This window comes from Pseudoalteromonas sp. APC 3893, assembly GCF_030408095.1.
Classification (GTDB): domain Bacteria; phylum Pseudomonadota; class Gammaproteobacteria; order Enterobacterales; family Alteromonadaceae; genus Pseudoalteromonas.
Window position 1 is genome coordinate 1 of the sequence record NZ_JASDCD010000036.1, and the last position, 25,572, is coordinate 25,572.

A 25,572-nucleotide genomic window follows, 5' to 3' on the forward strand; every position below is an offset into this window, starting at 1 on the left:
AGCCGTTTGGTACGTTGAGCTTTAAGTCACTGTTATTGGTTTTAAGTAAAATATCACTTTGTGCGTTTATTTTTACCGCACGGCCAGCGACTAATGACAGTTCTTGATCTGCTGTTACGCTGACTTCGTTGCCGCTAACGTTTTGATTACCGGCACTTTGGTAATTGATATTGCCGTTGTTGGTTTGCTGCGTAACTGTATTTTTAACATCGATAAATTGATTATTTTTGAGAACAAACTGTACGTTGTTGTTTTCGGTTTCTAGGCATAAATCGCGCCCAGCGTGTAAGTTTATAGTGCCGAGCTGGCTTATCCATTCGATGAACTGGCGGCCAGATTGTTTGGCATTTAGCTCAAAGTAATGCTCACTGGCGAGGGTTTGTAAAATAACTTTAGGTTGTTTATTGTCGTCATCAAATAACAGCTCATTGTGGGCTGCACTTAACAATCGGTTATGGGTTGGGTTGGCAGCAGTAACAACACTGGGTTGATCGCTATTTAGTGCAAAGCCCATAATAAACGAATGATTAGGGTCGTTGTTAATACAGCCAATCAATACTTCTGAGTCACCCACTAATGGAAAATGCCAGCCAGTGGCTTGGGGTTGGTTTTGGCATGCATACAGCGCCAGTTTTTGTAGTGCAGGGCTTGATTGCGTAAGCGGTCTAGCAGTTTTGTCAAAATCAATGCGAGCTCTGTATTGCCCGTTGTCATCAATAAATGCATTGCCTGTCAATGATTCTACTTTTGCAGGAAACGCCATCGGTTTTGCTTGATGGGGTACTGGCTCTGGTTTAAATGGCGTACCGCGTTCAATAAATTGGGCTGTGCAACTGTATTTAGTTAAGCCGTCATGACTATTTTCGTCGCTTGGTTGCTCGCTATTGTGCTCAACAGCAATACACATTAAATCGCTACTGGACCCTGTGCCAGTTTGGTCATCTATCGAGATGGAACAGCCTGCATACAAATCGCATACATTCCCGTTAAGTGTGACGACTTTTGCTTGGCTTGCCATCGCGTTGCTAAAATTTTGCGCCTGTAAACTAGCTTGAGCTGGGGTTGCAGCGCAGGGTTCAAAAAATGATTGGCTGTTACTGGCTACACTTTCAAATTGACCATAGCTATTGCTACTTGTCGCGCTGTTATAAATTGATTCACTCACTTGGGCGTGCATAAAGCCGACAAAGGCATTGTGGTATTGGTTATTCATGCCGGCACTATCTTTAACTTGTATTATGCCTCTGTCTAAATAAGGGCTATTTAGATTGCTGTCACTAATGACGAGTGTTTCGCTGGTGTCTTTTGTTTCAAACCAATAAAACAAACCATGCTCTGATAATAAACGATGCAAAAATTGCCAATTACTTTCCATTGCCTGCACGCATTGCGGCATATCAGTAAGCGCTGAGCTTAATCTAAAATCGATTTGGCCTTGTGAATAGCCCGCCTGCATAGCTAAATGACACAGTACATCTTTGGCATTTACATTAATAAAGACTTTACTACTTACAGTGTTTTTTAATGTGCTTAACCTATCTTTTATTATGACCTGATAGCGCCGTTTATTATGATACAACCCTAAATAATTCGTTTGAGTTATTAATCCGGATTGGTGGCGAAAGTAATTGTCTTTATTTACAAATGTAATTAAGGCGTTCTGGAGTAGTAAATCATTCAGCAACTGTTGTGAATGAGTATCGAAAATGAGGGAAAACTCAAAGGTATTATTAAGGCGTTCAAGTCCTTTTACCTGTGTTACGTTCATTGTTTTATTGTTTATATATAACAATAACCGAGAATGAGGCATGTCCTTTTGCTCTTTCTTTGTGGATCTATTATCGGGGTAAAATACACTTTGGCTTTAAAATTATCAAATTTATTTTTCATTTATATTATCCATGTTATTTATCTTTGGGTTATTCATTTTCCGTTCATCATTGTTCATATAAGAGGAATAATCATTTATTATTATTTTGTCGTCAAGTTAGCTTTTGGTTGTATTTTTGAGCATTATACGGTTGACAGTACGCCTGTTTAATTTGTATCATGCGCCCAATCTATGGACAGATGTACTGTTGCATTAACAAGGTTATGTTAATGCTTTATTTCACAAGGACGATTTATGACAAAAAAAGACTTTATAAATCAAGTTAATAGCCTTTACTCTCTGGCTTGGTCCTTGACGTGCAATATTTCGTCGTTACTTGATCAAATGGGGATCCCCCCACATCGTGTTTTTTCTGAATCCGTTATGGAACAGTTTTTTTTCTTTCTTAATAACCCCCCTAAAAACGATGGCGATCTTATTTTAATTAACGAAAATGTTTCTGATTATATTCAGGAGCTTTTTGTATTGAATTCAAAAATAATATCTTCTGTAGATCGCGTTGTAATTAAATCTATAACTATTGAAAATCAAGAGAAAAAATCAGGCGGTCTATTGTCATGTATGCTGAAAGATAATCGCTGGTCTGATTGTGCATCGGTGAGGTTTAATCGGGTTATCTGCCCTGTCTATGAAGAAATTCTTTGTAAAAACTAATTAATGATGAATATCAAACGAGGTAGTAAATGCGTTTCGCAATACAAAAAATAATGGCTATTTTACTCTTGTTGTCGATTACCGGCTGCATGAGTACTAATGTGGAGCTGGATATAACAGCCACAGATAATTTGAATTTAAATCAGTTTGATGAAGCGTTACCCGTTGTTTTAAGGGTGTATCAGCTGTCAGACATTCAAAGCTTTAAAACAGCCACATTTGAAGAGCTTTGGAAATCGGATAAGTCTGTATTGGCGAATACACTGATTACTTTAGAAGAACGAACAATTAACCCTGCAGAAAAAGCGACCATTGCGTTTGAGCAAGCTGAAAATGCACGTTTTGTCGCGATTGTTGCATTATTTAGAGATCGCCAAGGTGACAAGTGGAAAACATATCACCCGTTAGGCGATGGACCTGTAAAGCTATCAACCTCATTGGATGTATTAATTACAAACAATGAAGTGCAATTGCCTGATGAGGATGAAGTAGAGTAATGAATATTAAAGCCCCTGCAAAACCCGTCTGGGCTGAAGGTGTATTGCTTGCACAGCAACATTTTCAGTTATTTGATGAGTACCATGAGCAAAATCAGATTGTTAGACAGGGTCTAACGTCTTCACTTGTGTATGGCATACAGCACCTTACTATTGATGAATCTGCTCTAACGCGGGGTCTTTTAAAAATTACTAACTTCAAGCTGTTGCTTGAAAATGGCCGTTTGCTCGAATTTGATCGCCAACAACACGATGAATTAAAACTTGAACTTGATGCAAATCAAGACGAAGTCGTTATTTATATTGCTATCGCTGCGAACAAAGTGGTGAGTAATATTGAAGGTTACGCTACATCAGGGCAATTAAGTGCGTACCAAGCTGATTATATCGAGTTAAGTGATGACCATGATGCGGCACGTAATCGTGAGGTACTGATCGCACACCCTAAATTTATATTACTGACAGATAGTGATGTAAAAACCTATTTTGATACTTTAGCGTGTTTAAAAATAGCCAAAGCAGAAGATGGTTCATTTAATGTAAATAAACAATTTGTTCCACCATTATTGAATATTAGCGCGTCAAGTTATTTAACGGAGCTATTGAACCGTACTGCTAACTTAGTAAATGCGAAAGTGAGTGTGCTATTAAGTCGTCGTAAAAACTTTGGTTCGGTGACTGATTTTGGCCCCAATGAAATGAATAGTTTTTTATTGCTCAATGCCATGGCACCGTCAGCAAAACGGTTAGATCACTTAAAAAGTTTGAGCCTGGTACACCCTGAGCGCTTGTATTGTGAATTGGTTGATTTGATCAGCTCTGTCTCTATGTTTGAGCACAGTGATTTAGTTAACCAAGTACCGCCATATCAACACAAACAGCTGAGCCATGTATTTGCTAAATTAGATGAGTTATTAACTAAACTACTCGAAGGCGTTGTACCTAAAAAAATGGCAGGTCTTAAGCTTGAGAAAACGTCTAATGCAATTTACCAAGTTGCAACTATCGATTCAGCGATTTTCGATAACAATGACTTTTACTTGGCAGTTTATTTTGAAGCAGAAGATACTAAGTGGATCGAAACGTTTAGTGAGCAGGTCAAGGTTGGAGCCAGCGAAAAGTTAGACATTATGATTTCCTCAGCCCTTGCGGGCGTTCAACTGACGCATTGTCAGCGGCCTCCTAATAAGTTGGCAATAAAAAGTGGCTATGAATATTTCCGCCTTGAATCGCATGGTTATATTTGGCAGCAGATTATTGAAGAGCAATCATTAAGTTTGTTTATACCGTTTGGTTTGCAAGCAGCGCAAATCGAAATTGTCACTGTCGCGCGTAATTAATGAAGGTTGAATGATGCAACAACAAGCCAATGAACAAGACTTAGTCGCCTGTATTTCACCCGTTATCAATGCGTTATCACCATTGAAGCTGAAGCAATCAACCGACCTTGAGCTCAATGAATTCCGCGAGCAACTTATTAATAGTTTTGATGAGTTTGAACGTAATTGCTATACCCAACAAGTAACAACGAGTGTGATGCAAGAGGTTAAATTTGCTCTAACAGCCATGTGTGATGAGTTTGTTATGAGCTCGGGGGCACATTTTCGAATGGATTGGATGTCTCGTCCATTACAGCTTGAATTTTTTGGTAATAATCGTGCGGGTGAAGAGTTTTTTGAACGTTTAGCTAAATTGCGGACAGGGGGTGAAACTAAGTTTGCGGCACTTGAAGTGTATTACATCTGCTTGCAACTGGGCTTTGAAGGTATTTATAAAGTAAAAGGCATTGAGCAGTTAAAAGCACTGATAGTTGATGTACGAGCACAAATTGAAGATGTAAAAGGGATCCCAAACGCACAGCTTGCTGATAACGCGGTACCGGCTGAAGGTTTTGCCATGAAAGTTGGTCGTAACATTCCGTATTGGGTAATTCTATCAATTTGCTTGGGCTCAATAGCCGCATTGTTTGCTGGGTTTCATTTTGTAATTAGTAAGCAAGCAACACAGAGTACGCAAACTATTAATAACCAAGTGGAAGTACTAACACAGTTAAACAAAACCAACGAGACGAGATAAGGTAATACGATGCAAGGAAGAGTTAATAAAAGCGGCATGGTGCATTTTCTACTTGGTTTAGTGTCATCGCGCGCAACAGGACAGTTAATTGGTTTAATTGCTGTGTTAAGCATTGTGTGGTTTGCAGGGCGTATTGTTGGTCTTGATACAACCGATAAAAAACTTATCGCAATGGGCGCTGTGACAGCCGTATTTATACTATTTATTTTTATTCGTTGGTTATGGACAAAACGCTCTGGTGATAAGCTGGCGTCTGAATTGGCCAGCCATAATGCAGGTTCCAGTGCTGAGCTAGATGAAATAAAAGAAAAAATGCAAGAAGCACTTGGATCACTAAAGGCATCACACCTTGGTGCAGGCTATCGTGGCAACACCGCATTATACGCATTGCCGTGGTACATGATCATTGGGCCATCAGCAACGGGGAAAAGCACTTTATTTGCTAACTCGGGGTTACATTTTCCGTATTCTAATTCTAGCGAATTACATATTCAAGGCTTCGGCGGTACGCGTAATTGTGATTGGTGGTTTTCTGATCAAGCAATATTAATTGACACTGCAGGACGTTACACAACAGAGCAATCCGAAAATAAAGAATGGTTATCGTTTTTAAACCTGCTAAAAAAATATCGTCCTAAGCTACCCATTAATGGTGTGATGGTGGCGATAAGTGTGGCGGATGTTTTAACCTCAGACAGTGAAGAAATTCGTCACCATGTAAAACTAGTGCGTGAGCGTATTGAAGAGTTAATTACAGAACTTGGCGTTATTTTCCCTGTTTATATTACGTTTACTAAAACCGATCTTATTAGTGGTTTTGAACCCTTTTTTAACGATTTAACCGAAAAAGAACGTGAGCAAGTTTGGGGCGCTTACTTACTTGATATCAGCGAGGATCAACAAAATGATCCCGCTGAAATGTTTGAACTAAGAATGGAAGAGCTTTACGCACGTTTATGCGAACAACGTATGGGCAAGGTGGCGCGTGAGCGTAATGAACATCGTAAACAGCTTATTTTAGATTTTCCTAATCAGTTTAAATCAGCTTCAACCAAGCTAACAGAATTCGTAAATTTATTATTTAAATCTAATCCATACCAAGAAGTACCTTGGTTTGCAGGGGTCTACTTTACCTCTGGAACACAAGAAGGCACGCCAATTGAGCGAGTAAATAACGGTGTGCGCGACCAATTTGGGGTTGTGGTTGTAGAACAAAAACAAGAAAGCATAACGCAAAGTTACTTTATCAATCGCGTATTCAACGATGTTATTTTCAAACTGCAAGACTTAACTCGTGGTAACCGAAAAAAACGTTTGGTTGGTCGTTGGTTAAAGGGCCTAACAGTGACGACTGGTTTAGCCTCAATAGCGGCTATTACTGCATTATTGATTACGTCATACACCAGTAATCAGTTATTGCTTAACCAAGGGGAAGCGCGTGTTAAAGCGATTGTAGAAGTTAACGTTAACAAAGCAAAGGATGATCAAAAACTAGCCGCCACACTCGCCTTATTTGAGCACTATCAAGAACTGATGAGCTATGAGCAACAATTACCTTGGTACTTTATTTTTGGTATTTACGAAGGCGATGAAACTACGCAAAGTGTTGCAACTGTTTTGTTCAACCAGCTCAATCAGCTGATAACCCTACCTGCCCAAAAGCATGTGCTTGCGCAACTAAAACAACATGATGGTCAGTGGAATTCAGATGACCCTGATGCGCGTGCTGGTATTCGTCAAACCTATTACGACGCACTTAAATTGCACTTAATGCTAAGTGCGCACCCAGAACATAAAGAGCCTGACTTTGCAAAGCTGCAATTGCTAACCTTTATTGGTGAGCACTTCAATATAGATTTATCTGCGAAAGAAGATGCGCCTATTTATAACCAATTAACCGCATTATTAGATTTGTATTTAGAAAATGTGAGTGCTGATATTGCACAACCTGGCTCAATTATGTTTTGGCAATTAAACGAAACAGCGGTATATGCTGCTCGCAATAATTTAAATACGCAACCAGAGGCACAGCCACTTTACCAGCAGATAATGACCAGTTTTGCTGAACGTAAAAAAGCCTTACAGCTTAACCAGTTTATGTCAGCTAATAACCGAGATGTACTTAAGAGCAATTTTGAAATTCCTTACGTTTATACCGATGCTGGCTGGCGTGAATATGTATACCCAGAAATCAACCGTATTTCACGTTTAGTTTTCTCTGGTGACTGGGTAATGGGCACTAGCAATGAAGAAGGGCAGAATGCAGTAGATGAAGCGCAAGCTGATGCCTTAGCAAAAGCAATGCGTGCGTATTATTTTAAAGATTACGGCAACACCTGGTTTGAGTTCTTAAATAGCATAGAGGTTCCTGCATTTAGAGATTTAAATGATGCCAGTATTGATTTTGCAAGGCTTTCATCTAATGACGGTCCGTTAATTGATTTAATGACGTTGGTAAACACTAATATTTTATTAGCTGATGAACCGTCGGCGGTGACTGCTAATAATGATAAAATTGCAACGCTTGTTGCAGGTGCATCTGATGCGGCACAAAAGAAAGTAGCCAAAGGTAAAATTGCAAAACAAGCGATAAGTAGTAAACCTGACTTTTCACAGATGAGTACAGTGAGAGCGCCTGAGCTAGAATCGCGATTTGCTGATTTACGCCGCTTTACACAAAATGATGAAAACAAGCGCAGCTCTGATTATATGGGCCAATATATTAGCTCATTAAGTAGTATACATTCTGATATAAAAGCAATGGCTGCAAGTAATGAAGACGATGGCCAAGCGATGAGTTTTGTTCAAGATTTACTCTCAGGCAATAATCAAACCAATGCATTACAGTCGTCATGGATCATCATTGAAAGCCAAACACGTGCGTTAGACCCGCAAACAAAAGAGACACTTGATAAGTTATTTAAGGCGCCATTACAAGCTGGCATTGCAACAATTATGGTCAAAGCGCGTAACCAATTAAATGAAGCATGGGATAACCAAGTTTACACTATGTATAGCAATAGCATTGCAGGTAAATACCCATTTAATTTAACTGGACCTGATGCCGCTATTGCAGATGTGTCTGAGTTCTTAAACACAGAAACAGGCATTTTATGGAATTTTATCAATACGCAGTTAAAACCATTTATGAAAGTACGTCGTGGAGTCTGGAAAGAAAAACTATGGAATGGTGTTGGTATTGGCTTTAATAAAGAACTATTAAGTGGTTTAACAAAAGCGAATAAAGTTTCACGTTCACTGTTTACTAATGGCTCTGATACAGCGGGCTTTAATTTCCAAATGATGCCAGTGCCACAGCGCGGCATTAGAGAAACATTCCTCGGTTTTTCTGAGCAAGGCTACCGCTACCGTAATGAGCCTGAGGAGTGGCGTAATTTTTCATGGCCAGGGCGAGGAGCTGCTGAAAAAGCTGTGCTGTATGGTTTAGACAATAAAGGCAACCGTATTTCGATTGAGCAAGATGGCCCATGGGCGCTACTTAAAGTACTTAATGATGCCAATGTTAAATGGATAAAGGGCACTGAATTTTTAGCAACATGGGATTTAAAAGATAAGTCAGAACATGAGTTGAAAGTACAGTTTTCTTTAAAGTCAGGCCGTAACAGCGGTATATTTTCAAAGTACATGCTAACGTCATTTGCACTACCAAATTCGTTGTTTTCTCCCTCACCACAATTTGCTAACGCAAATAAAAACACGGTGCAGTAGGAGCGAATAATGTTTAACTTATTTACAAAAAAGAAAACTCCAACACTGGTAAAACAGTTTAATTACGGCTATATGGGGAAAACCCCCGTTCGCCCAGATTTTGTTAAGCTTAATATATCGTCACGCGAGTCAGTGGCATTGGATCACTGGTTACAAGAAGGTTTTGCGCACCTTAACAGGGGCCGAAAAGTAAATAACACTGCACCTTTACACGGTGTTAAATCGTTGTTTTTTATATCGGGCAATAGTGATGACGGTAGTTTACTTGGGCTTTTACAACCGAGCCAAGATAGCAGTGGCAGGTTTTACCCTTTTAGTTCCTTTATACACAGTGGGATAGATACATATAAGCGCCACCCTGCATTTTTGTTTTTATTCGCAAGTCATGTGATTGAGCATTTGATTGGTGTAAATGACCGTGTAATTGAAGCGCCGTCAAGCACGGCAATGGCAGATCAAGCACACGCATTTAATAAAGTGGCTGATGCACTCAAGCAGCAGCCAAACTTAAACCTAGAGCTTGATAAATTACGATTGGTGCCAATGAGTGTAATTTGGCAGCATCTAAGTATTGATGATTTACATCACCGAGCTGTATTAATTGAATCGCTTTCAGAAGTCTTAAAATCAATCGCCAACCGAGGTTGTTTACGCAGTCAATTTGGTATTCGTTTACCCATGCCGCAGTTCAGCCATGAAAGTGCGTTAGTTGCAGGTTTTTGGTTGCACTTGGTGGCGTCAGTTGTTGCGGATCATAATTGGCAACCATGGTTTTTTTATCAGCTAGGGTGTCAGCAGCATGCACCGAGCCTCACTATATATTGCAGACCCATTCCAGCATCTTATTTTGGCTCTGTATGGCAACATGAAATCAAGTCTCAAGACATCATAGACTTAGCTAGCTTGTCGTTAGATAAAGTACCAAGCGAGTACAGCCGTAATTTTGCTGATATGGATAATATGAGTGTTTATGATGCCCTAAGACGGTGGTGTAAGGCATGAGCATGACAAATCCACATACCCACTCAAGTTGGCAGCTTTGGCTTGATGAGCTATCAGCTCCACTCGAGGGCGGGCTTACTTGCGGTGAAGATTTAAAGTATGAAGAAACCTTTAAAAGCTTAAAAGCTTCCTCATCAGGCGTGGGCGAAGTTGATTTTAAAGTCATGTTTATTCAAGCCACGGACCTTTTGCAAAATCAAAGTAAAGACTTGCGGTTAGTTAGCTATTTATGCCTTGCAGCAACGAGTGAGTTTGGGGTTGTTGGCTTAACGTATTCTATTAAGTTATTAAATAAAGTTTTAGCCGACTTTCCAAATCAGGCTCATCCGTTAAAAGCGCGGATGCGAACGGCTGTAAACACTTGGTTTTTACAACAGCAAGAGCGTTTGAAAGGAATTGCACAAGCGCATTCAACTAGCCCTGAGCAATGGGTTGAGTTAGCTGATGTGCTTAGTGAATATAACCAGCATTCAGTGCCTGCACTTGATAGTGAATCAGGCCCATTATCGACTCTTAATGAGTGGAATAATGAACAAATTAAATGTAACCCGATTCCTAAGCATGCCGTTAAGGATGAGCCAGCGCCAAGTGCAAAAACCACAGCAGCAGAACAAACAATTGCTCCTGATGCCACCGTTACATCGACTCCTAGTAACGGCAATACGAATACAGCGATTAATGTTAGTGATGTGGCAAACGATACGGCCTATTTAGCAGCAATACGTGAATTACTTAACTTTGATAAAGAGCAGAATAACTTAGAGCGGGTAATTAAATTATCGCGGGCAGCCCGTTGGTCTGGGCTAAAAATTCCAGCTAATGAAAATGGTAAAACTCGATTACCCGCTCCAAGAGCTGCCGCTTTTGCACCTATTGAAAACGCCCTTGCTAGTGAGCAACCTGAGCAAGCATTAATACTTGCAGAGGGACTGTTTATGGAAGGGGCGATGCAATTTAATCTTAATTTACAATTACTCGTATTAAGTGCATTGAAGCAATTAAATAAAGCTAAATTGAGTCACTGGTTAGAACAGCAATTACTTAACTTAACAAGTCAGTTCCCACTATTAACCAGCTTGACCTATGACGATGGTACAGGGTTATGCAGCCCTGCCAATAAAGAGACTTTACTTGATATAGCTAATGGACAAACTCAGCAGGCAAATACGGTGCAAAGCAATGTATTTGATGAGCAGTACACTTTACTCGCAGACGATGTAGCACAAGGCCAGTTGAGTCAAGCGCTTGGCAAGGTTGAGCAATTAAGTACCCCCACAGGGTTTGACCTTGCACAAAGTCAATTATTACGAGCTAAGTTATTACTCAAAGCTGAGCATTACGAACATGCATTGGCAATTTTAACTGAATTACTCGAGCAAATTGAAACGTTTCAATTAGCAAAATGGCAACAGCATTTTTGCATGGAAGTATGGCGTTTCGCCAAGCAATGTTATGCCAATCTGTCGCAGACAGACAGTGATGAAATGAGTTTAGCTGCTAAGCAAATTAGTCAGCGAATGATGGTGACTAATCCAGCAAAAGCAATTAACTGGATTTAGTAACAACAGCCTGACGAATGGGTCGAGGCTAATTGGAATTTAGCAAACAAACTGCAAAGGAAAAAACATGACAGATACATTTCAAAAAGAGATCCCACGAGCTCGGATCAATATATCGCTAGAGCTTGATACTGATGGGGCGTCACAAAAAAGTGAATTACCACTAAAAATGCTGGTAATTGGTGACTACTCAAATGGCCAAAATACACAAGAACTTGCCGAACGTGAACGCGTGACAATCAATAAAAATAATATTGAGCAAGTACTGAAAGATATGGCACCAAAAGCGAACTTTCAGGTTTCAAATAAGATCAAGGGTGATGGCGAAATCAACGTTAATTTACAGTTTGACTCGTTTAAGTCATTTGATCCTGAACAAGTTGCAGCACAAGTACCTGAGCTAAACAAAATGATGGCAATGCGTAACTTATTACGCGATCTTAAATCAAACTTACTTGATAACTCATCACTGCGTAAAGAGCTTGAGCGTGTATTGCAAAACCAACCTGAGCTGGATGAATTAAAAGCCAAGCTAGACGAAATTGCTCCACTTGCGTCGGAAGACGAAAAACAACCACTGGCTGAATAAGGACGTTACCATGTCAATGCAAGAACAATTAAATGTGGCATCTCACAGTGTTGAGCAAGCGCCCACTTCAACCTACGAAAGCCTATGTAATATGGTGGATATTGCCCCCGTTGCCGATGAAATCAAATTAGATTCGTTTCGTGATGCAGGCAATCTAGCTGAAACCCGAGCTAATGAGCGGTTAACTGCGGCTATTAATGTATTTTTAGATATGGCAGGTAATAGCGGTCAAGATGTTACGCGCATCGATAAACTGTTGTTAGATGACTATATCGCTACAGTAGATACCATTATCTCACAGCAACTGGACCAAATTTTACATCATCCGAATTTTCAAAAAATGGAATCGGCATGGCGTTCACTACGTTATTTAATTAACCGTACGCCTAATAACGCTAACATTAAGATTGAAATGCTTGATGTAGATAAAGAAACCTTACGCGATGACTTTGAAGAAGCACCAGATACCACACAATCTGCTTTGTATAAGCATGTTTATACCTCTGATTACGATACCCCAGGCGGTGAGCCGGTATCGACTATGGTGTCTAACTTCGAGTTTGATTGTTCAGCCCCTGACGTTTCTTTGTTACAAGAAATATCGCGTGTATCAGCCGCAGCACATTGCCCATTTATGGGCAGCGTAGGGCCTAAGTTTTTCTTAAAAGAGTCATTAGATGAAGTTTCTAAAATTCAAGATATTGGCTCATACATGGAACGTGCTGAGTTTTTACGTTGGAAAAACTTCCGCGAGTCAGAAGATTCACGGTACATTGGCTTAGCTTTCCCACGTTTTTTACTGCGTTTACCGTATGGCGAAACTAACCCACTACGTAACTTTAATTACCAAGAAGACGTAAATAGTCAGCACCATGAGCGTTATTTGTGGGGCAATGCAACATTTGCCTTTGCTGCAAATATTATTCGTAGCTTCCATGATAATGGTTGGGCAGTGAATATCCGTGGTCCACAATCAGGCGGTAAAGTTGAAAACTTACCTCTTCATTCATTCGAAGCGGGTAAAGGCTCTGAAACTAAAATACCAACAGAAGTGCTTATTTCAGAGACCAAAGAGCTTGAGTTTGCTAACCAAGGGTTTATTCCGCTGAGTTATTACAAAAACTCTGATTTTGCGTGTTTCTTCTCTGCTAATAGTGCGCAAAAGCCACAAGTACTTGAAACGCCAGAAGCAACGTCAAACGCACGTATTAACTCACGTTTACCGTATATCTTCTTAGTATCGCGGATTGCGCATTACTTAAAAGTGTTGCAGCGTGAAAATATAGGTTCGAGTAAACCTCGCCATGAATTAGAGCAGCAGCTCAACGATTGGTTAGGTGCGCTCGTAACTAAAATGAACAACCCAGATGAGTCGCTAATTGCAACGCACCCATTAAAAGATGCCAAAGTAACCGTTGCTGAAATTCCGGGTAACCCAGGTTATTACCGTGTTAGTACTTACATTGTGCCGCATTTCCAAGTGGAAGGTATTGATGTGCGTTTGGCATTAGTTGGGCAGATGCCTGGCGAAAAATGAACTGCCAAGCCGCCGATGAAACGCATTTAACGCAGGCTTTTAAAGTGTAAATACGTCAATTTGGTGAGTAGCTGGTTGGTGTAAGTAGTTAAAAATGCATACTTTGTATCGAATTTAAAGTGCAAAGTATGCATAGAGATTAAATTTTTAAGGGAATAAAAATGAGCGAAGAAAAAGTTAGAGAAACTATAAGCACATTTTATAAAGCTGCGGGCGTCAATAAAAAATATGATGGACAGGTAAATGAAAATGTCGCCAATATTTTTGGCGAAATGCTTAAAGAAACTAAAAAATGTACAGATGCATTGGTGTGGGTACCTACACCTAGTGGTGGAAAAGCTAGTATTTCATGGATTGCACGTAATTTTGCGAAGAGCACCTTAAATAGAATGAAAGATGATTCATCTTTAACTTGTGCAAAAAGAGTCATTCAAGTGTGGGACCGTGAACTTCAAATGGCAGGTATGGGCTTATGAGCTGTCTAAGGAAAATATTTTTTGTTGTTTTTTTACTTCAGTGCTTTTCGTTGTCTGCAAATGAAGTGAAGCAATCAAGTTGGCTAAATTTTGCAGGACTAGATATTACTTTCCCGATTAATAGCCTGTGTAAATTATCAATTCATAATTTATCAGGCGCTGCAATGACTCTTAATGTGAAAGTTAATGACACAGAATGTACAGAAGTTGGTTTTGTAGTACTTGAAAACGGTAAGTTGACCGCAGGATTGGAAAAAAAGTTTTCCATGACTCAGTATGAACTTTTCAGAAAAGCGACCAAAAAAGAGTTAACAATTGAACAGTCTGCATTATTTGAACGAGTATTTTCAATTAAAAATACTAGTAAATTAGCTCTCAAGAGGGTCAACGATTTTGAAGCTTTTATAATAGAAAATAAATCAAATACAACGATATTTTTGTTTTCAGATAAAAAGCAAAATGCTATTTCAGTTAATGGTGAGTTTACAGAGCAACTGCAAGAAAGTTTACTAAGAAGTTTCAGTTGGTTGTAAAACATCGAGATTTTAGGACAAGTAAATTGCCTACAATCAGGGGCATTGAGTGACGATGATAAATGGTTGTAAAAATGATTAAAATGATCTGTTTATTTAGTTTGCTTTTGGCTTGTATAGCCAACGCAGTAGCCAGTGATAATAAAGTGTTTTTTGCAAAGCAAAAGCTACAGGTAGCAACAATCGCATTTGAAAAGTTAGCTGTTTTGCAAACTCCATTTGACGCGATGTCGCTAATACTAGAGTTAAATAATCCGTCTTTGTAAAAGATTGCCCCAAGTTGGTTGCACCCAACTTGGGAAATGTTCCCCAGTGGCATGAAGCATCGGGCTTTTTGGGGGGCATAAACATGGTTGTTTATGCCAATGCCATTAATAGGAAACACTTCATTCTAAAAGGAGAATAATGAAATGGCAATTCCAGCGTATATGTGGTTAAAGGATGACCAAGGTAATGACATCAAAGGTTCTGTAACTGTTGCAGAGCGTGAAGGTTCAATTGAGATCCTACACTTTGATCATGAGCTTCGCATTCCTACAGATAACGACACGGGTGAACTTACAGGTACTCGTAAGCATGAACCGTTTGTAATTACTAAAGCGGTAGATGCATCTACACCATACTTGTATAAAGCGTGCTCGAACGGTCAAACACTTAAGCAACTTGAGCTTAAATGGTACCGTATTGATGACACAGGGACTGAACGTGAGTATTTCTGCCACAAGTTGGAAGATGTAAAAATTACGTCAATCTCACCAACAATGCACAATGTAAAAGACTTAGACAAGGAGCGTTATCCGCACCTTGAAACGGTATGTTTACGTTATAAACGCATTACTTGGACATACCTTGATGGCAACATCGAGTTCTCTGACTCATGGACTGAAGGTCGATAAGTTAGATATTTCAAAGGATATGCTTAGGCATATCCTTTTATTCGAGGTAGTTCATGGCGTTATTCGATTTTTTAACTCAACCAGTCGTTCGTAATGGTCATCAGGGCTTTCAAACTGATGAGCAAAATAGTGTCTGTAATCATTTAAATGAACTATTAAATGCTCGACGTGGCGTATTAAAGCACCTAGCTGATTATGGTTTACCTGATGTTGAAGATATCTATGAGGGCTTGCCTTATTCGCAACATACATTGGCGTTTGAGGTTAAAAAATTGATTGAGAAATACGAACCTAGAGTGCGTTATGCCAATGTAATACCGATGGAAATACGCGAAGAAAACTGCGTTATTCGACTGGATATACAGGCATTTTTGACCTCAGGGCACAGTATTAAATTAAACACACGGTTTGAATCTGGCGGTAAGGCTGACGTAATGCAGCACGCTAGAAACGGCGAGTAATTATAAGGATATTTTTATGCAGCAGTATTTTGATGCACAAATGCGTTTACTAACGCAGGCAGGTAAGCAATTTGCACAATATTATCCTGAGCATGCTGGCATGCTAAATATTGATGCTTTAAAAGACCGAGACCCACATATAGAACGCTTACTTGAAGGAATGGCGTACCTAACCGCGCACACCCAAAAACGATTAGATGAATCGGTTCCCGAGGTTTCAGAGCAAGTACTACGTCAATTATGCCCAATATTACTCAGTTACTACCCATCGAGTACCGTGGTAAAGTTTAGCCCTAAACTGGCTATGCAGAAAACGCATCTAATTGAAAAAGGGTTAACCATTAAAGCTGATAATGCGGTGGTTGATCATAAAAACATTACCTTTACTACCACGCATGACCTAATGGTAGCCCCATTAGATGTAGAGCATGTTCGTTATCAAGAATCTCATTTGGGGGCTGAATTACGCATTGGTCTTAGGTTTGTGTGTCAAGGTGAGCGCAAGAATTACGACCTTTCGAATCTGCAATTTTACTTGCGTGGCGACACTCCGTTATGTAGTTCGTTGTTTAAACTGCTGCAAACGGCGGATAAATTTGCCGAGCTAGATTTTGGCCCTGCACATTTTGAGCATAACAGAAAACTTAAAGCTAAAGGCTGTACTGCAACTTATTTAAATATTGATGGTGCATTATTGCCCAATGCAGATCAAAGTCATCCAGGGTATGCGCTATTACTTGATTATTTTAACGCTAAAGACCGCTTTTATTTTTTGAGTTTTACCGGTTTAGCAGCTATTGAATTTGCAGATGACCTTGACCGTTTTGAAATCGTATTTAGGGGAGAAAGCAAGTTACCACCTGGGCATCAATTATCAAAAGAGAACATACTGATAAACTGTACTCCAGCGGTTAATTTGTTCTCGCAGGCTGCCGAGCCAATAAAAATAGAACCTAATAGAACGGACTACATGATCACCGCAGATCAAAATCGTAGTGATCATATATTTAGTTACACTGTTGACTCTGTCATGGGCCGTAATTCTTTAAGTGGTAAAACTTATGATTACACACCACGTTACCAAAGTGTATTTGAAGATGAGAAAAAGCTTTTTACCGTGCTTACCAAAGACGTTGGAGCGGCTGCACCTACGCATTATTTACAGTTACCCTTTAACCTTAATGATGAAAAAGAAACGCTCTCGGTTGATTTAACTGCCTTTAATGCTGGTTGGCCACGGCAGCTGTTGCAGGAAGGGGATCTTAACTTAGGAGGTCGTGATATGCCTAGTGTTGCCGATGTTGAAAACGTTATTCGACCTACGAATTACTTACCAAGCCCTGAGCAACCTAAGCACTGGCAATTAATAAGCTTGCTGAATGTTAAGTTTTCGCAGATAACACAAGTTACTGAGCTTAAGCGGTTACTCGTTTTATTTGATTGGTCACAAAAAGCTGAAAATCGCTTACGCATAGAAAGTATCCAAAAAATAACCGCCACCCCAATCAGCCAAATTAAGCGCGGCATCTTTATAAAAGGAGTCGATGTACTGCTTGATATTGATGAAAGCAAGTTTGTTTGCGATGCCGATCTTTATCATTTTTGCAATATGTTACATCAGTTCTTTTTAATGTATGCACCGATAAATGAAAGTGTGCAAACGCGTGTCAATGCAATTCCGAGCTATAAAACGTGGTGTTGGGACATAGAGCCTGGTAAGAGCTATCAGTTATGAGTATGCATGAGCGTGCAGTCAATCACCCTGTATGGGCAAAGTTACCAAAATCGATTGAACAATTAATTGAGCAGCCGTGGCAGTTCAATTTATTTAAAGCCATGAGTTTGATTGAGAAACATTGGGCCACGCCTAAAGAGCTTGAAAAAGGCATTAGTGAACGGGTGATGTTTAAGCCTTACAAAGAACTGGGCTTTCCGGCAACGGATGTACGCGATTGCACTTTGGATAATCAAGGGCGAGGCCGGTTAAGCTTATCGACTTCTTTTTTAGGCTTGTATGGTGTTGATGCTCCTATGCCACATTATCTGCTTGAGCAAGCTGCAAGAGATGATGAAAGCGGTGATAGAGTCCGGCAATTTTTAGATATGTTTAATCATATTTTATATTGCCAATTATTCCAGGCTTGGAAGAAGTCACAAATTAACGTAGCAGGGCGTGGTGCTGAGCAATTCGACCATCTAGTAGAGTCTATTTTATCAAATAGCACAGAGCAAAAAGTACAATGCGGTATTGCTAGTTTAAAACAAACAAGTGCCGCTGGTTTGGCGCAATTGCTAAAGCATACTCTTGCAGTTAATGAACTACAGGTAGATGACACTCGGGCTAATTGGCAAACAGTAGATAGTCCAAGCACCTTCGGCAAAGATTCGCAAATGGTATTGGGCGGCTCTGCGGTTTTGGGAAGTAAGGTATTGGTTAGTGGCAGTATTTTAACCATTGCAATTGGCCCTGTAGACAGTAAAACAGCTATGGAATTAAATCCACGTAACGAACAAGGCAAAAAAATGGCTGCGTTATTGAGTACTCACTTACCCAATAATGTGCAATGGCTTTGTCAAATAAAAGTGGCAAACGAAGCCCTTGCACAACAAGCAATAGGCAGCTCTCCTCTCGTGCTTGGTCATAATAGTTATTTAGGTAGTGCTGCGGCTAATATTAGCGTCCACAGTTACACCCATCTTCAGTATCAACATTAGTAATAAACAGGATTTAAGGATAAACAATGGATGCAAAAGGCATTAAACAACTTATAGATAAATTAAACGGTCACACGGCTACAGCGCTTGAGTCAGCGGCTGGTTTTGCCAGTAGCCGAAGTCACTTTGAAGTGCTGCCTGAGCATTTACTAATTAAGTTGATGGAAGAAGGTAGTAATGGTGATTTAGAACAGATTTTTCATTTTTTTAATGTGAATCAGGATGCCGTTTGGCATGAATTGCTGGATTTTTTAAATCGCCAACCTGCGGGTAACCAAAGTAAACCGGTGTTTTCACGCCGCTTATATGAATGGTTAGAGCGTGCTTGGTTAAGTGCCAATGTGCAACACAAGAGCGACTGGATAAATGGCGCAGCGCTGATAGACGCATTAACAGAGTTATTACCGTATAGCCCTGTTTTACAGCTACCAGCATTGTTAGACAAAATTGATGCCCGCTTCTTAGCTGAAAACCTTGATAAAATTTGCCAAAACTCAAGTGAACGTTTAAATCCAGCGGCTAAAGCACAGCAACAGGTTAATGGCAAAACGCAAAGCGAGAGCGGCAGTGCGCTTGACGAATATTGTGAAGACTTAACTGACAAAGCCAGCCAAGGTAAAATTGACCCTGTATTGGGCCGCAACGACGAAATTCGGATGATGGTTGATGTATTGTGTCGTCGCCGTAAAAACAATCCTATTTTAGTGGGTGAACCAGGCGTAGGTAAAACGGCCGTTGTTGAAGGGTTTGCGCAGCGCATAATTGATGGTCAAGTACCGGATGAATTAAAAGGCGTACGCTTATTAGTGCTAGATATGGGGCTATTACAAGCGGGGGCGGGTGTTAAAGGTGAGTTTGAGCGCAGGTTAAAAACCGTTATCGATGAAGTTAAAAACTCAACCACCCCAATCATTATGTTTATTGACGAAGCTCACACCTTAATTGGCGCTGGTGGCGATGCCGGTATGAGTGATGCCGCCAACTTACTTAAGCCTGCGCTTGCCCGTGGTGAACTGCGTACCGTTGCAGCCACAACATGGAGCGAATATAAAAAGTACTTTGAACGTGACGCCGCTTTAGAGCGTCGGTTTCAATTAATTAAAGTTGATGAACCTACAGAGCAAGCAGCGCAATTGATGTTAGCCGGTTTAAAAGATAAATATCAGCAACATCATAGTATCCAAATTACCGACGATGCGATTGAAGCGGCAGTGGTATTATCAGCACGCTATATTACTGGCCGACAACTACCAGATAAAGCAATTGATGTATTAGATACCGCGGCTGCACGGGTAAGAATGTCATTTGCTACCGACCCCGCAGCCATTGAAGCTGAGCGCGAACATATAAACTACCTCGAAACTCGGATTGCTAGCTTAGCGCAAGAAAGCGAGCAAGGTTTAGCGGTTGATATGGACAAACTGCTTTATTTACAGCAAGAGCTGAATATAGCTCAAGACAAGCTGAGCGAGTACACTCAAGCCCGTGAAGCGCAAATTTCAACCCTTAGCCAAATAAACGAACATAAGCAAGCAGCTAATAACGAAAGTCAAGACAACACTGCGTTGTTAAGCCTTCGCCAGTCATTGAAAGATCAAAACACCCAAGATAACGGCTTATTTAGTGAAGTAGATGCGGATGCCGTGGCGCAGATTATTTCACAATGGACGGGTGTGCCTGTGGGGGCCATGGTTAAAGATCAGATCACTAACTTAATTACCCTTGAAAATGTAATTGGCCAAGAGGTTATTGGCCAACAAGGTGGCATTGCAAAAGTTGCCCAAAGCCTGAGAGTGAGCAAAGCGGGTATTAGTAACGAACAAGGGCCGTTAGGCGTGTTTTTACTTGCTGGGCCATCCGGTGTGGGTAAAACAGAAACTGCCCGTTGCTTAGCAAAACAGTTATTTGGCGGTGAGAAGTTTTTAACCACCATTAATATGAGCGAATACCAAGAAGCGCATACGGTATCGCAGCTTAAAGGCTCACCGCCAGGTTATGTTGGCTATGGTGAAGGCGGCGTATTAACTGAAGCAGTAAGGCAACGCCCGTACTCTGTTATTTTGCTAGATGAAGTCGAAAAAGCCCATAAAGACGTGCTAAACATGTTTTATCAGGTATTTGAGCGCGGCAATATGCGTGATGGGGAAGGTCGAGAAATAGACTTTAAAAATACCGTGATCATTATGACTTCAAACTTAGGATCTGCAGAACTTATTGATGCTTGTACACCCCCCACGGTGATTGATTTAAGTCCAGAAGATGACGAAACGTCTTCGCAAGAGCAGCAAACCGAAAACCAACAGGCCATTAATGACGCCCTCAACCCTACCGATGCGCCGATTAGTGAAGACGGTACGCCATGGCAAATGCCGACTATTGGCGCATTGAGCGAATTAATTAAGCCGCAACTATTGCAGTTTTTTGCCCCAGCATTACTCGCGCGTATGCAGGTTATTCCGTATTTAGCACTGGATAAAGAAGCCTTACAGTCAATAGTGAGTTTAAAGCTTGAGGCTATTGCGAATCGTTTGGCAAGTAATCATAAAATGCAATTGCGTGTTGATGCCAGCGTATTGGATAAGTTAACCCAGCAGTGTCAGCTGTCGGATAGTGGTGCTCGTATGGTTAATGCTGTGATTGAGCAACAAATTTTGCCGGGCATAGCTAAGTCTATTTTAGAGTTTATGGCACAAGAAGATATGCCCGATATTTTAACGTTAACGGTTGACGAGCAGGATGAAATTACTGCTACGTTTGCCGATCACGCTTAATTTAAAAAAGGATAAAGTTATGGGACTCATGGACGCATTTAGCGAGCACAAAGCAAGTACTAGTCACTTTAGTGTCACCGTGCAAGGGCTACCCGATGGTATGGTGCAAGTTACTGACTTTGCATCAAAAAATGATAGCTTATGCGAAGATTTTGCATTTAACATTCAAGTCTTAAGCCAAGAGCATTTAACCTCAAATATGTTACTTGGTAAAGATGCCAGCTTGATTTTAGTTTGGTCTATGGCTGATCGAACCATTTCAGGCCTTATCAGTGGTTTTACTGCACATGGTAAAAGCCATCAAGGGTATCACTATACGTTTGTATTGAGCTCCCATTTAACGTTACTAAAACATCAACATTCTAATCGTGTGTTTACGGCAATGGACCCTGCGGCAATTATTCAAAGTGTATTTAATAAAGCCGGTTTTCCGATGCAAAAATTCAGTATGCAGGCAAGTGGTCCTAGCCTAGAAATGACGGTGCAATATAACGAAACCGATTATGAATTTGTTACCCGGTTAATGAGAAAATACGGTTTTGTGTATGGTTTTGTCGAGGAGTCTAACAGTGATTGCACGTTTACGGTGTGTAATAGCAGTAGTGATATTGCCGCTCGCTTTAGCGATATTAACCTAAGTTATGTGCCGCCTTCAGGACAAGTACGTACCAGTGAGAGTATTTTTGCAATTAGCAGGCAAGCGCAGATGCACCCACAAAGTGTTGCCCTGAACGATTATAACTACAATTCACCGGGTAATTTGCAGGTATCTAGTCAAAATACATCATCACAACCGGGCTTTGGTGAAGATAGCCACTACGGTGACAATTACCTTAATTCTGGTGCAGGCAATTCGTTGGCTACAATACGCCAACAAGCCTTTGACTGTCAGCGAGAGCAGCTAATTATTGATACCGATTGCAGAGCAATTCGCCCTGGTGTAATAGTCTCTATATTTGATCACCCAGATCATGATGGCCAATACTTAGTGGTAAGGGTTGATCACAAAGGGAGCCAACAATCGGGTGTGGAATATGGTGCTAATGTAAAAGGCCTTACCTATAAAAACCAGGCCTATCTGATCCCTTCATCACAACAGTTTAAAGCACCATTGTTACCCGCAAGGCGAGTGTTTGCTACCTTTAATGCGCTAATTGAGCAAGAGATAGACGATGATGGCAATTATATTGTTAAATTGCCGTTTAACCAAGACGGCGAAGGCCAGCAAAGTAAGTCTACACGCTTAATGCAGCCCTATGGTGGCAGTGGTCATGGTATGCACTTTCCACTGACGCAAGGCACTGAAGTATTAGTTTGTGGCGAAAATGGCGATTTAGACAGACCGATTATTTTAGGGGCTCTGTATAATCAAAATGCACCAAACCCGGTAACCAGCCAAAATCCAACCGAAAATAAACTCGTCACTAAAGCGGGCCATAGCTTGATAATGGATGATAAAAGTGGCGAAGAGAAAATCAGCCTAGCGAATAAAAATAACAAAAACCAGTTATTACTCGATGCTACCAATGGCGCTCATCAAGCAACGCTTAAGTCTGTAGATGGCGATGTAAAAATATCAGCCAAAGAAAACCTACAATTTGTGGCTGAAAATGATGCAACCTTTACGATTGCCAACGACTTTACCACGCGGGTTGAAAACAACTTACAAATTCAAACTCGTGAAGGCGATATTACCGTAAACTCTGCGGCGGATTTGACCCTAAAAGCCACCTCAAACACTCGCATTGAAGCAACCGATGGCAGCTTAGAACTTAAATCTGATCAAGATCTTAAGTTACAAGGCGAGCAAGATCTTAGTGTTTACTCAGTTGATGGCAACTTAGAGCTACAAGCGCCTAATGGCGATATTGATATAAGCAGCGGCGCTAATATCACCATTAAAGCCGATGGCCAAGGCTCTATTCAATTAAGCCAAGGTGGCGCGAGTATTGAAATTGATGCAGGAGGCAATTTAACTATCGATGCCACCAGTATTACCTTATCAGCAAGTAATATCGCCGTTAAAGGCAGTGCAATTAGTAATAACTAAGGAGTAGTGATGAGTGCACATATTCAAAGCATTTTTAAACATGAGCAACAGCTTGCTACGGTTAGCAGCATAGACAGTTTTGGCCGTATTAAAACGGTTGTAATGAATGATATTGAGCAGCCAGTTATTGCGCAAGGCGCCCATGTCAGCGCAGCGGAGGTTGGCGCTAATGTATTATTAGTGCATACCGCACACGGTTTTATTGTAACCGCATTACTTGCACAACCTGAGCAAGCGCCAGCAGCGCAAATTAATAATGCCCAAGGGCATATTGTCATTGAAGCGCAGCAAAGTGTGAGCTTGCAAACTGCCAAAGGTAGCATTGAAGTGTTTGCCGATGGCACTATTGTGCTTGAAGGGCAAGACATTACTGCTAATAGCGAGCAAGATTTAACCTTGGCTGGTTGGCCAATTAGGCTAAATTAGCACTATGTTCGCACCTGTCAATAAAGTAAAGCTGCATAAACAGCGTTTAACCACCTTGTTAAAGCACCGTCAAAAATTGTTGCAACAAGGAGCATTTTCGCTTGCCCGTTTTAAAGTGATCGACACCCAATTATTGAACCACCTTTACACCTTGAGCGATTTAAAAAGTGATGCACCAACGGATTATTTTGTTGGGCAAAATTTAATGCAAGTCAGCGAACTTTCATGGCAAGGACTGTGTGAGCTTTCGCTTAATAACAGCGAACATGTTGATATTTATCGCTTAGTGGCGTGTGATTTATTTAATACACCGATTGCGGACATTACTGCACACTTTAATGAACTAAGAAGCACTCAACAGTTAGCTCATTTTGAGTTGTTGCAACATCATTTAGCACATTGGCAGCTAAATGACTTAAAAGCGCTACGCACCACTCTGATCGAAGGTAAAGAACAGCCTCCAGCAATAGTTAAAACTTTACTCTTTTCGCAACCACTTACAACCAGTGAATTACATGCTGGCATATTGCATGAGGATTTTAATATCGCTTATGCAGCATTGGTTAGCAGCTACTGTGCAGGGCATAAGGATGTAAGCGATAAACTATTTAAAGTATTTGCCAAAACCGCTGATGAACAGCAAAAAGCGCAACTCCTCGCCTTAGCGGGGTTATTAAATGACACCCGCTGGTACGAACCCTGTGCATTATTTTGCAAAGCAAACCCCGCGCATTGCTCGTTTGTATTAAGTCATTTTGTTTTCAAGCAAGCCCTACCATTAGTAATGGATTTAATGGCAGTAGCCGTCACTCAGCAAGGTGCTTACTCAGCGTGGCTAACGTTAACAGATAGGCCGCTCGCGAAAGCTGAAAAAATGTCTGTCGTCAGTGATGCCAATGCAGTAAAACCGCAAAGCGGTATTAACCTTGATGATGCTGAGCACGCAAGGCAAGCATTTGCGATGCAAACAGGTGAGCAACTTTTAATGGGTATTAGTTTTACCAACGCCAATAGTACACAAAAACTTACTAAACTAGCAGGCTCTTTAGTGCAACGCGTTATCGCCCCGCATTATGAGCACAGTACTGCATGCGGGCTATTTCATGTTCAGCAAAGCGCATTACAATGGCAACACGTGTTAAGTGAAAAGTTGGAGAGCAACCATGCTGCATAACTTTTCACCTTGGCAAGCCAGCACCTTTACAGGCTGGTTAGAAGACAGTACAGAAGGCCAAATAGTACTGGTTAAACAAAGCTATGAATTTGATGAGCAAGGCACAGTGACTGCAATTGAGCCAGGCCCTGAGATTATAATTGCTGATGACTATCAAGATGAACCCAGTAACTCACCTATTAGTCAAGTAAACGAGCAAGTTGCATTTAAACAGGGCTTTGAAGTGTATGGTAATTGCACAGCCTACCCACCCAAGGGCAAAGATGCACGGGTTATTGAGGTTGAATTAGGGCTAGAGTCATTAACACAGACATTATTTAAAAAACGGTTACGGGTAACCGGAGCGCGTTACTGGCGGCGCTCTCTGCTTGGGCCAGTAGCCACAGATCCAGATATTATTACTCCGGTTGCGCTTAATTATATGCAAGCTTATGGTGGCAAAGAGCTAAATAACGACAGCAATACGTTATTAGAAAATCCAATTGGTCGTGGTTTTAAACTTAAAAATAAGCAGGCGGTTGGCCAGCAACTGCCAA

The 25,572-nt window shown here is 40.8% G+C and carries 22 protein-coding genes; 21 read left to right on the top strand and 1 reads right to left on the bottom strand.

The genetic code is table 11. The annotated features are described in order from the left end of the window. On the bottom strand, nucleotides 1–1,768 hold a 1,768-nt coding region (locus QMA12_RS20985), incomplete at its 3' end, for a contractile injection system protein, VgrG/Pvc8 family (RefSeq protein WP_290211381.1). A gap of 357 nt (nucleotides 1,769–2,125) precedes the next feature. Between QMA12_RS20985 and QMA12_RS20990 the strand changes: the two genes are divergently transcribed. From QMA12_RS20990 to QMA12_RS21090, 21 genes are all read left to right on the top strand, one after another. After that, on the top strand, nucleotides 2,126–2,545 hold the full coding sequence (locus QMA12_RS20990; protein ID WP_290211382.1) for a hypothetical protein: 420 nt from the start codon (nucleotides 2,126–2,128) through the stop codon (nucleotides 2,543–2,545). Nucleotides 2,546–2,574: 29 nt separating this feature from the next. Then, nucleotides 2,575–3,042 (top strand): type VI secretion system lipoprotein TssJ, encoded by a 468-nt coding sequence (gene tssJ / locus QMA12_RS20995; RefSeq protein ID WP_290211383.1) that lies wholly within the window; start codon nucleotides 2,575–2,577, stop codon nucleotides 3,040–3,042. Continuing rightward, a complete protein-coding gene (gene tssK, locus QMA12_RS21000) occupies nucleotides 3,042–4,382 on the top strand; it encodes a type VI secretion system baseplate subunit TssK (RefSeq protein WP_290211384.1) in 1,341 nt (446 codons plus the stop codon). Before tssJ ends, tssK begins: the two co-directional genes overlap by 1 nt. Before the next feature lie 10 nt (nucleotides 4,383–4,392). Next, a complete protein-coding gene (icmH, locus tag QMA12_RS21005; protein WP_290211385.1) occupies nucleotides 4,393–5,118 on the top strand; it encodes a type IVB secretion system protein IcmH/DotU in 726 nt (241 codons plus the stop codon). A gap of 9 nt (nucleotides 5,119–5,127) precedes the next feature. Beyond that, nucleotides 5,128–8,847 carry a type VI secretion system membrane subunit TssM gene (gene tssM / locus QMA12_RS21010; protein WP_290211386.1) on the top strand — a complete coding sequence of 1,240 codons (3,720 nt, stop codon included), beginning with the start codon at nucleotides 5,128–5,130 and terminating at the stop codon, nucleotides 8,845–8,847. A gap of 9 nt (nucleotides 8,848–8,856) precedes the next feature. Beyond that, nucleotides 8,857–9,849: a type VI secretion system-associated protein TagF gene (gene tagF, locus QMA12_RS21015; RefSeq protein ID WP_290211387.1), complete on the top strand. Its 993-nt coding sequence runs from the start codon at nucleotides 8,857–8,859 to the stop codon at nucleotides 9,847–9,849. A 2-nt stretch (nucleotides 9,850–9,851) separates the two neighbouring features. After that, entirely contained in the window at nucleotides 9,852–11,408 is a 1,557-nt protein-coding gene (locus QMA12_RS21020) for a TssA family type VI secretion system protein (RefSeq protein WP_290211388.1), read from the top strand. Nucleotides 11,409–11,475: 67 nt separating this feature from the next. Further along, nucleotides 11,476–11,997 (top strand): type VI secretion system contractile sheath small subunit, encoded by a 522-nt coding sequence (gene tssB / locus QMA12_RS21025; RefSeq protein ID WP_135474294.1) that lies wholly within the window; start codon nucleotides 11,476–11,478, stop codon nucleotides 11,995–11,997. A 10-nt stretch (nucleotides 11,998–12,007) separates the two neighbouring features. Further along, a complete protein-coding gene (gene tssC / locus QMA12_RS21030; RefSeq protein ID WP_290211389.1) occupies nucleotides 12,008–13,534 on the top strand; it encodes a type VI secretion system contractile sheath large subunit in 1,527 nt (508 codons plus the stop codon). Between the two features lie 161 nt (nucleotides 13,535–13,695). Continuing rightward, nucleotides 13,696–14,010 (top strand): hypothetical protein, encoded by a 315-nt coding sequence (locus QMA12_RS21035; RefSeq protein WP_290211390.1) that lies wholly within the window; start codon nucleotides 13,696–13,698, stop codon nucleotides 14,008–14,010. Between the two features lie 50 nt (nucleotides 14,011–14,060). Beyond that, complete coding sequence (locus QMA12_RS21040; RefSeq protein WP_290211391.1) at nucleotides 14,061–14,543, top strand: hypothetical protein; 483 nt, start codon at nucleotides 14,061–14,063, stop codon at nucleotides 14,541–14,543. Nucleotides 14,544–14,617: 74 nt separating this feature from the next. Next, nucleotides 14,618–14,809 carry a hypothetical protein gene (locus QMA12_RS21045; protein WP_290211392.1) on the top strand — a complete coding sequence of 64 codons (192 nt, stop codon included), beginning with the start codon at nucleotides 14,618–14,620 and terminating at the stop codon, nucleotides 14,807–14,809. Between the two features lie 144 nt (nucleotides 14,810–14,953). Next, nucleotides 14,954–15,439, top strand: coding sequence for an Hcp family type VI secretion system effector (locus QMA12_RS21050; RefSeq protein WP_006792575.1), 486 nt, complete (start codon nucleotides 14,954–14,956; stop codon nucleotides 15,437–15,439). Nucleotides 15,440–15,492: 53 nt separating this feature from the next. Continuing rightward, nucleotides 15,493–15,900 carry a type VI secretion system baseplate subunit TssE gene (tssE, locus tag QMA12_RS21055; RefSeq protein ID WP_135474298.1) on the top strand — a complete coding sequence of 136 codons (408 nt, stop codon included), beginning with the start codon at nucleotides 15,493–15,495 and terminating at the stop codon, nucleotides 15,898–15,900. A 16-nt stretch (nucleotides 15,901–15,916) separates the two neighbouring features. Next, entirely contained in the window at nucleotides 15,917–17,635 is a 1,719-nt protein-coding gene (tssF, locus tag QMA12_RS21060; RefSeq protein ID WP_290211393.1) for a type VI secretion system baseplate subunit TssF, read from the top strand. After that, nucleotides 17,632–18,615 carry a type VI secretion system baseplate subunit TssG gene (gene tssG, locus QMA12_RS21065; protein ID WP_290211394.1) on the top strand — a complete coding sequence of 328 codons (984 nt, stop codon included), beginning with the start codon at nucleotides 17,632–17,634 and terminating at the stop codon, nucleotides 18,613–18,615. Before tssF ends, tssG begins: the two co-directional genes overlap by 4 nt. Nucleotides 18,616–18,641: 26 nt before the next feature. Continuing rightward, entirely contained in the window at nucleotides 18,642–21,386 is a 2,745-nt protein-coding gene (gene tssH, locus QMA12_RS21070; protein WP_290211395.1) for a type VI secretion system ATPase TssH, read from the top strand. 28 nt (nucleotides 21,387–21,414) lie between these two features. Next, a complete protein-coding gene (gene tssI, locus QMA12_RS21075; RefSeq protein WP_356948038.1) occupies nucleotides 21,415–23,436 on the top strand; it encodes a type VI secretion system tip protein TssI/VgrG in 2,022 nt (673 codons plus the stop codon). Nucleotides 23,437–23,445: 9 nt separating this feature from the next. Next, a complete protein-coding gene (locus tag QMA12_RS21080) occupies nucleotides 23,446–23,862 on the top strand; it encodes a hypothetical protein (RefSeq protein ID WP_290211397.1) in 417 nt (138 codons plus the stop codon). A gap of 4 nt (nucleotides 23,863–23,866) precedes the next feature. Beyond that, the gene (locus QMA12_RS21085; protein WP_290211398.1) at nucleotides 23,867–25,036 is read left to right on the top strand and encodes a hypothetical protein; all 1,170 of its coding nucleotides are present in this window, start codon (nucleotides 23,867–23,869) and stop codon (nucleotides 25,034–25,036) included. Next, nucleotides 25,026–25,572: DUF2169 domain-containing protein (locus tag QMA12_RS21090; protein ID WP_290211399.1), on the top strand; the 547-nt coding region annotated here is incomplete at its 3' end. The genes QMA12_RS21085 and QMA12_RS21090, both read left to right, overlap by 11 nt.

Excerpts from the sequence above, each read along its gene's own strand:
- QMA12_RS20990 (WP_290211382.1), top strand. The coding sequence starts at position 2,126 with ATGACAAAAAAAGACTTTATAAATCAAGTTAATAGCCTTTACTCTCTG.
- tssJ (WP_290211383.1), top strand. The coding sequence starts at position 2,575 with ATGCGTTTCGCAATACAAAAAATAATGGCTATTTTACTCTTGTTGTCG.
- tssK (WP_290211384.1), top strand. The coding sequence starts at position 3,042 with ATGAATATTAAAGCCCCTGCAAAACCCGTCTGGGCTGAAGGTGTATTG.
- icmH (WP_290211385.1), top strand. The coding sequence starts at position 4,393 with ATGATGCAACAACAAGCCAATGAACAAGACTTAGTCGCCTGTATTTCA.
- tssM (WP_290211386.1), top strand. The coding sequence starts at position 5,128 with ATGCAAGGAAGAGTTAATAAAAGCGGCATGGTGCATTTTCTACTTGGT.
- tagF (WP_290211387.1), top strand. The coding sequence starts at position 8,857 with ATGTTTAACTTATTTACAAAAAAGAAAACTCCAACACTGGTAAAACAG.
- QMA12_RS21020 (WP_290211388.1), top strand. The coding sequence starts at position 9,852 with ATGACAAATCCACATACCCACTCAAGTTGGCAGCTTTGGCTTGATGAG.
- tssB (WP_135474294.1), top strand. The coding sequence starts at position 11,476 with ATGACAGATACATTTCAAAAAGAGATCCCACGAGCTCGGATCAATATA.
- tssC (WP_290211389.1), top strand. The coding sequence starts at position 12,008 with ATGTCAATGCAAGAACAATTAAATGTGGCATCTCACAGTGTTGAGCAA.
- QMA12_RS21035 (WP_290211390.1), top strand. The coding sequence starts at position 13,696 with ATGAGCGAAGAAAAAGTTAGAGAAACTATAAGCACATTTTATAAAGCT.
- QMA12_RS21045 (WP_290211392.1), top strand. The coding sequence starts at position 14,618 with ATGATTAAAATGATCTGTTTATTTAGTTTGCTTTTGGCTTGTATAGCC.
- QMA12_RS21050 (WP_006792575.1), top strand. The coding sequence starts at position 14,954 with ATGGCAATTCCAGCGTATATGTGGTTAAAGGATGACCAAGGTAATGAC.
- tssE (WP_135474298.1), top strand. The coding sequence starts at position 15,493 with ATGGCGTTATTCGATTTTTTAACTCAACCAGTCGTTCGTAATGGTCAT.
- tssF (WP_290211393.1), top strand. The coding sequence starts at position 15,917 with ATGCAGCAGTATTTTGATGCACAAATGCGTTTACTAACGCAGGCAGGT.
- tssG (WP_290211394.1), top strand. The coding sequence starts at position 17,632 with ATGAGTATGCATGAGCGTGCAGTCAATCACCCTGTATGGGCAAAGTTA.
- tssH (WP_290211395.1), top strand. The coding sequence starts at position 18,642 with ATGGATGCAAAAGGCATTAAACAACTTATAGATAAATTAAACGGTCAC.
- tssI (WP_356948038.1), top strand. The coding sequence starts at position 21,415 with ATGGACGCATTTAGCGAGCACAAAGCAAGTACTAGTCACTTTAGTGTC.
- QMA12_RS21080 (WP_290211397.1), top strand. The coding sequence starts at position 23,446 with ATGAGTGCACATATTCAAAGCATTTTTAAACATGAGCAACAGCTTGCT.
- QMA12_RS21085 (WP_290211398.1), top strand. The coding sequence starts at position 23,867 with ATGTTCGCACCTGTCAATAAAGTAAAGCTGCATAAACAGCGTTTAACC.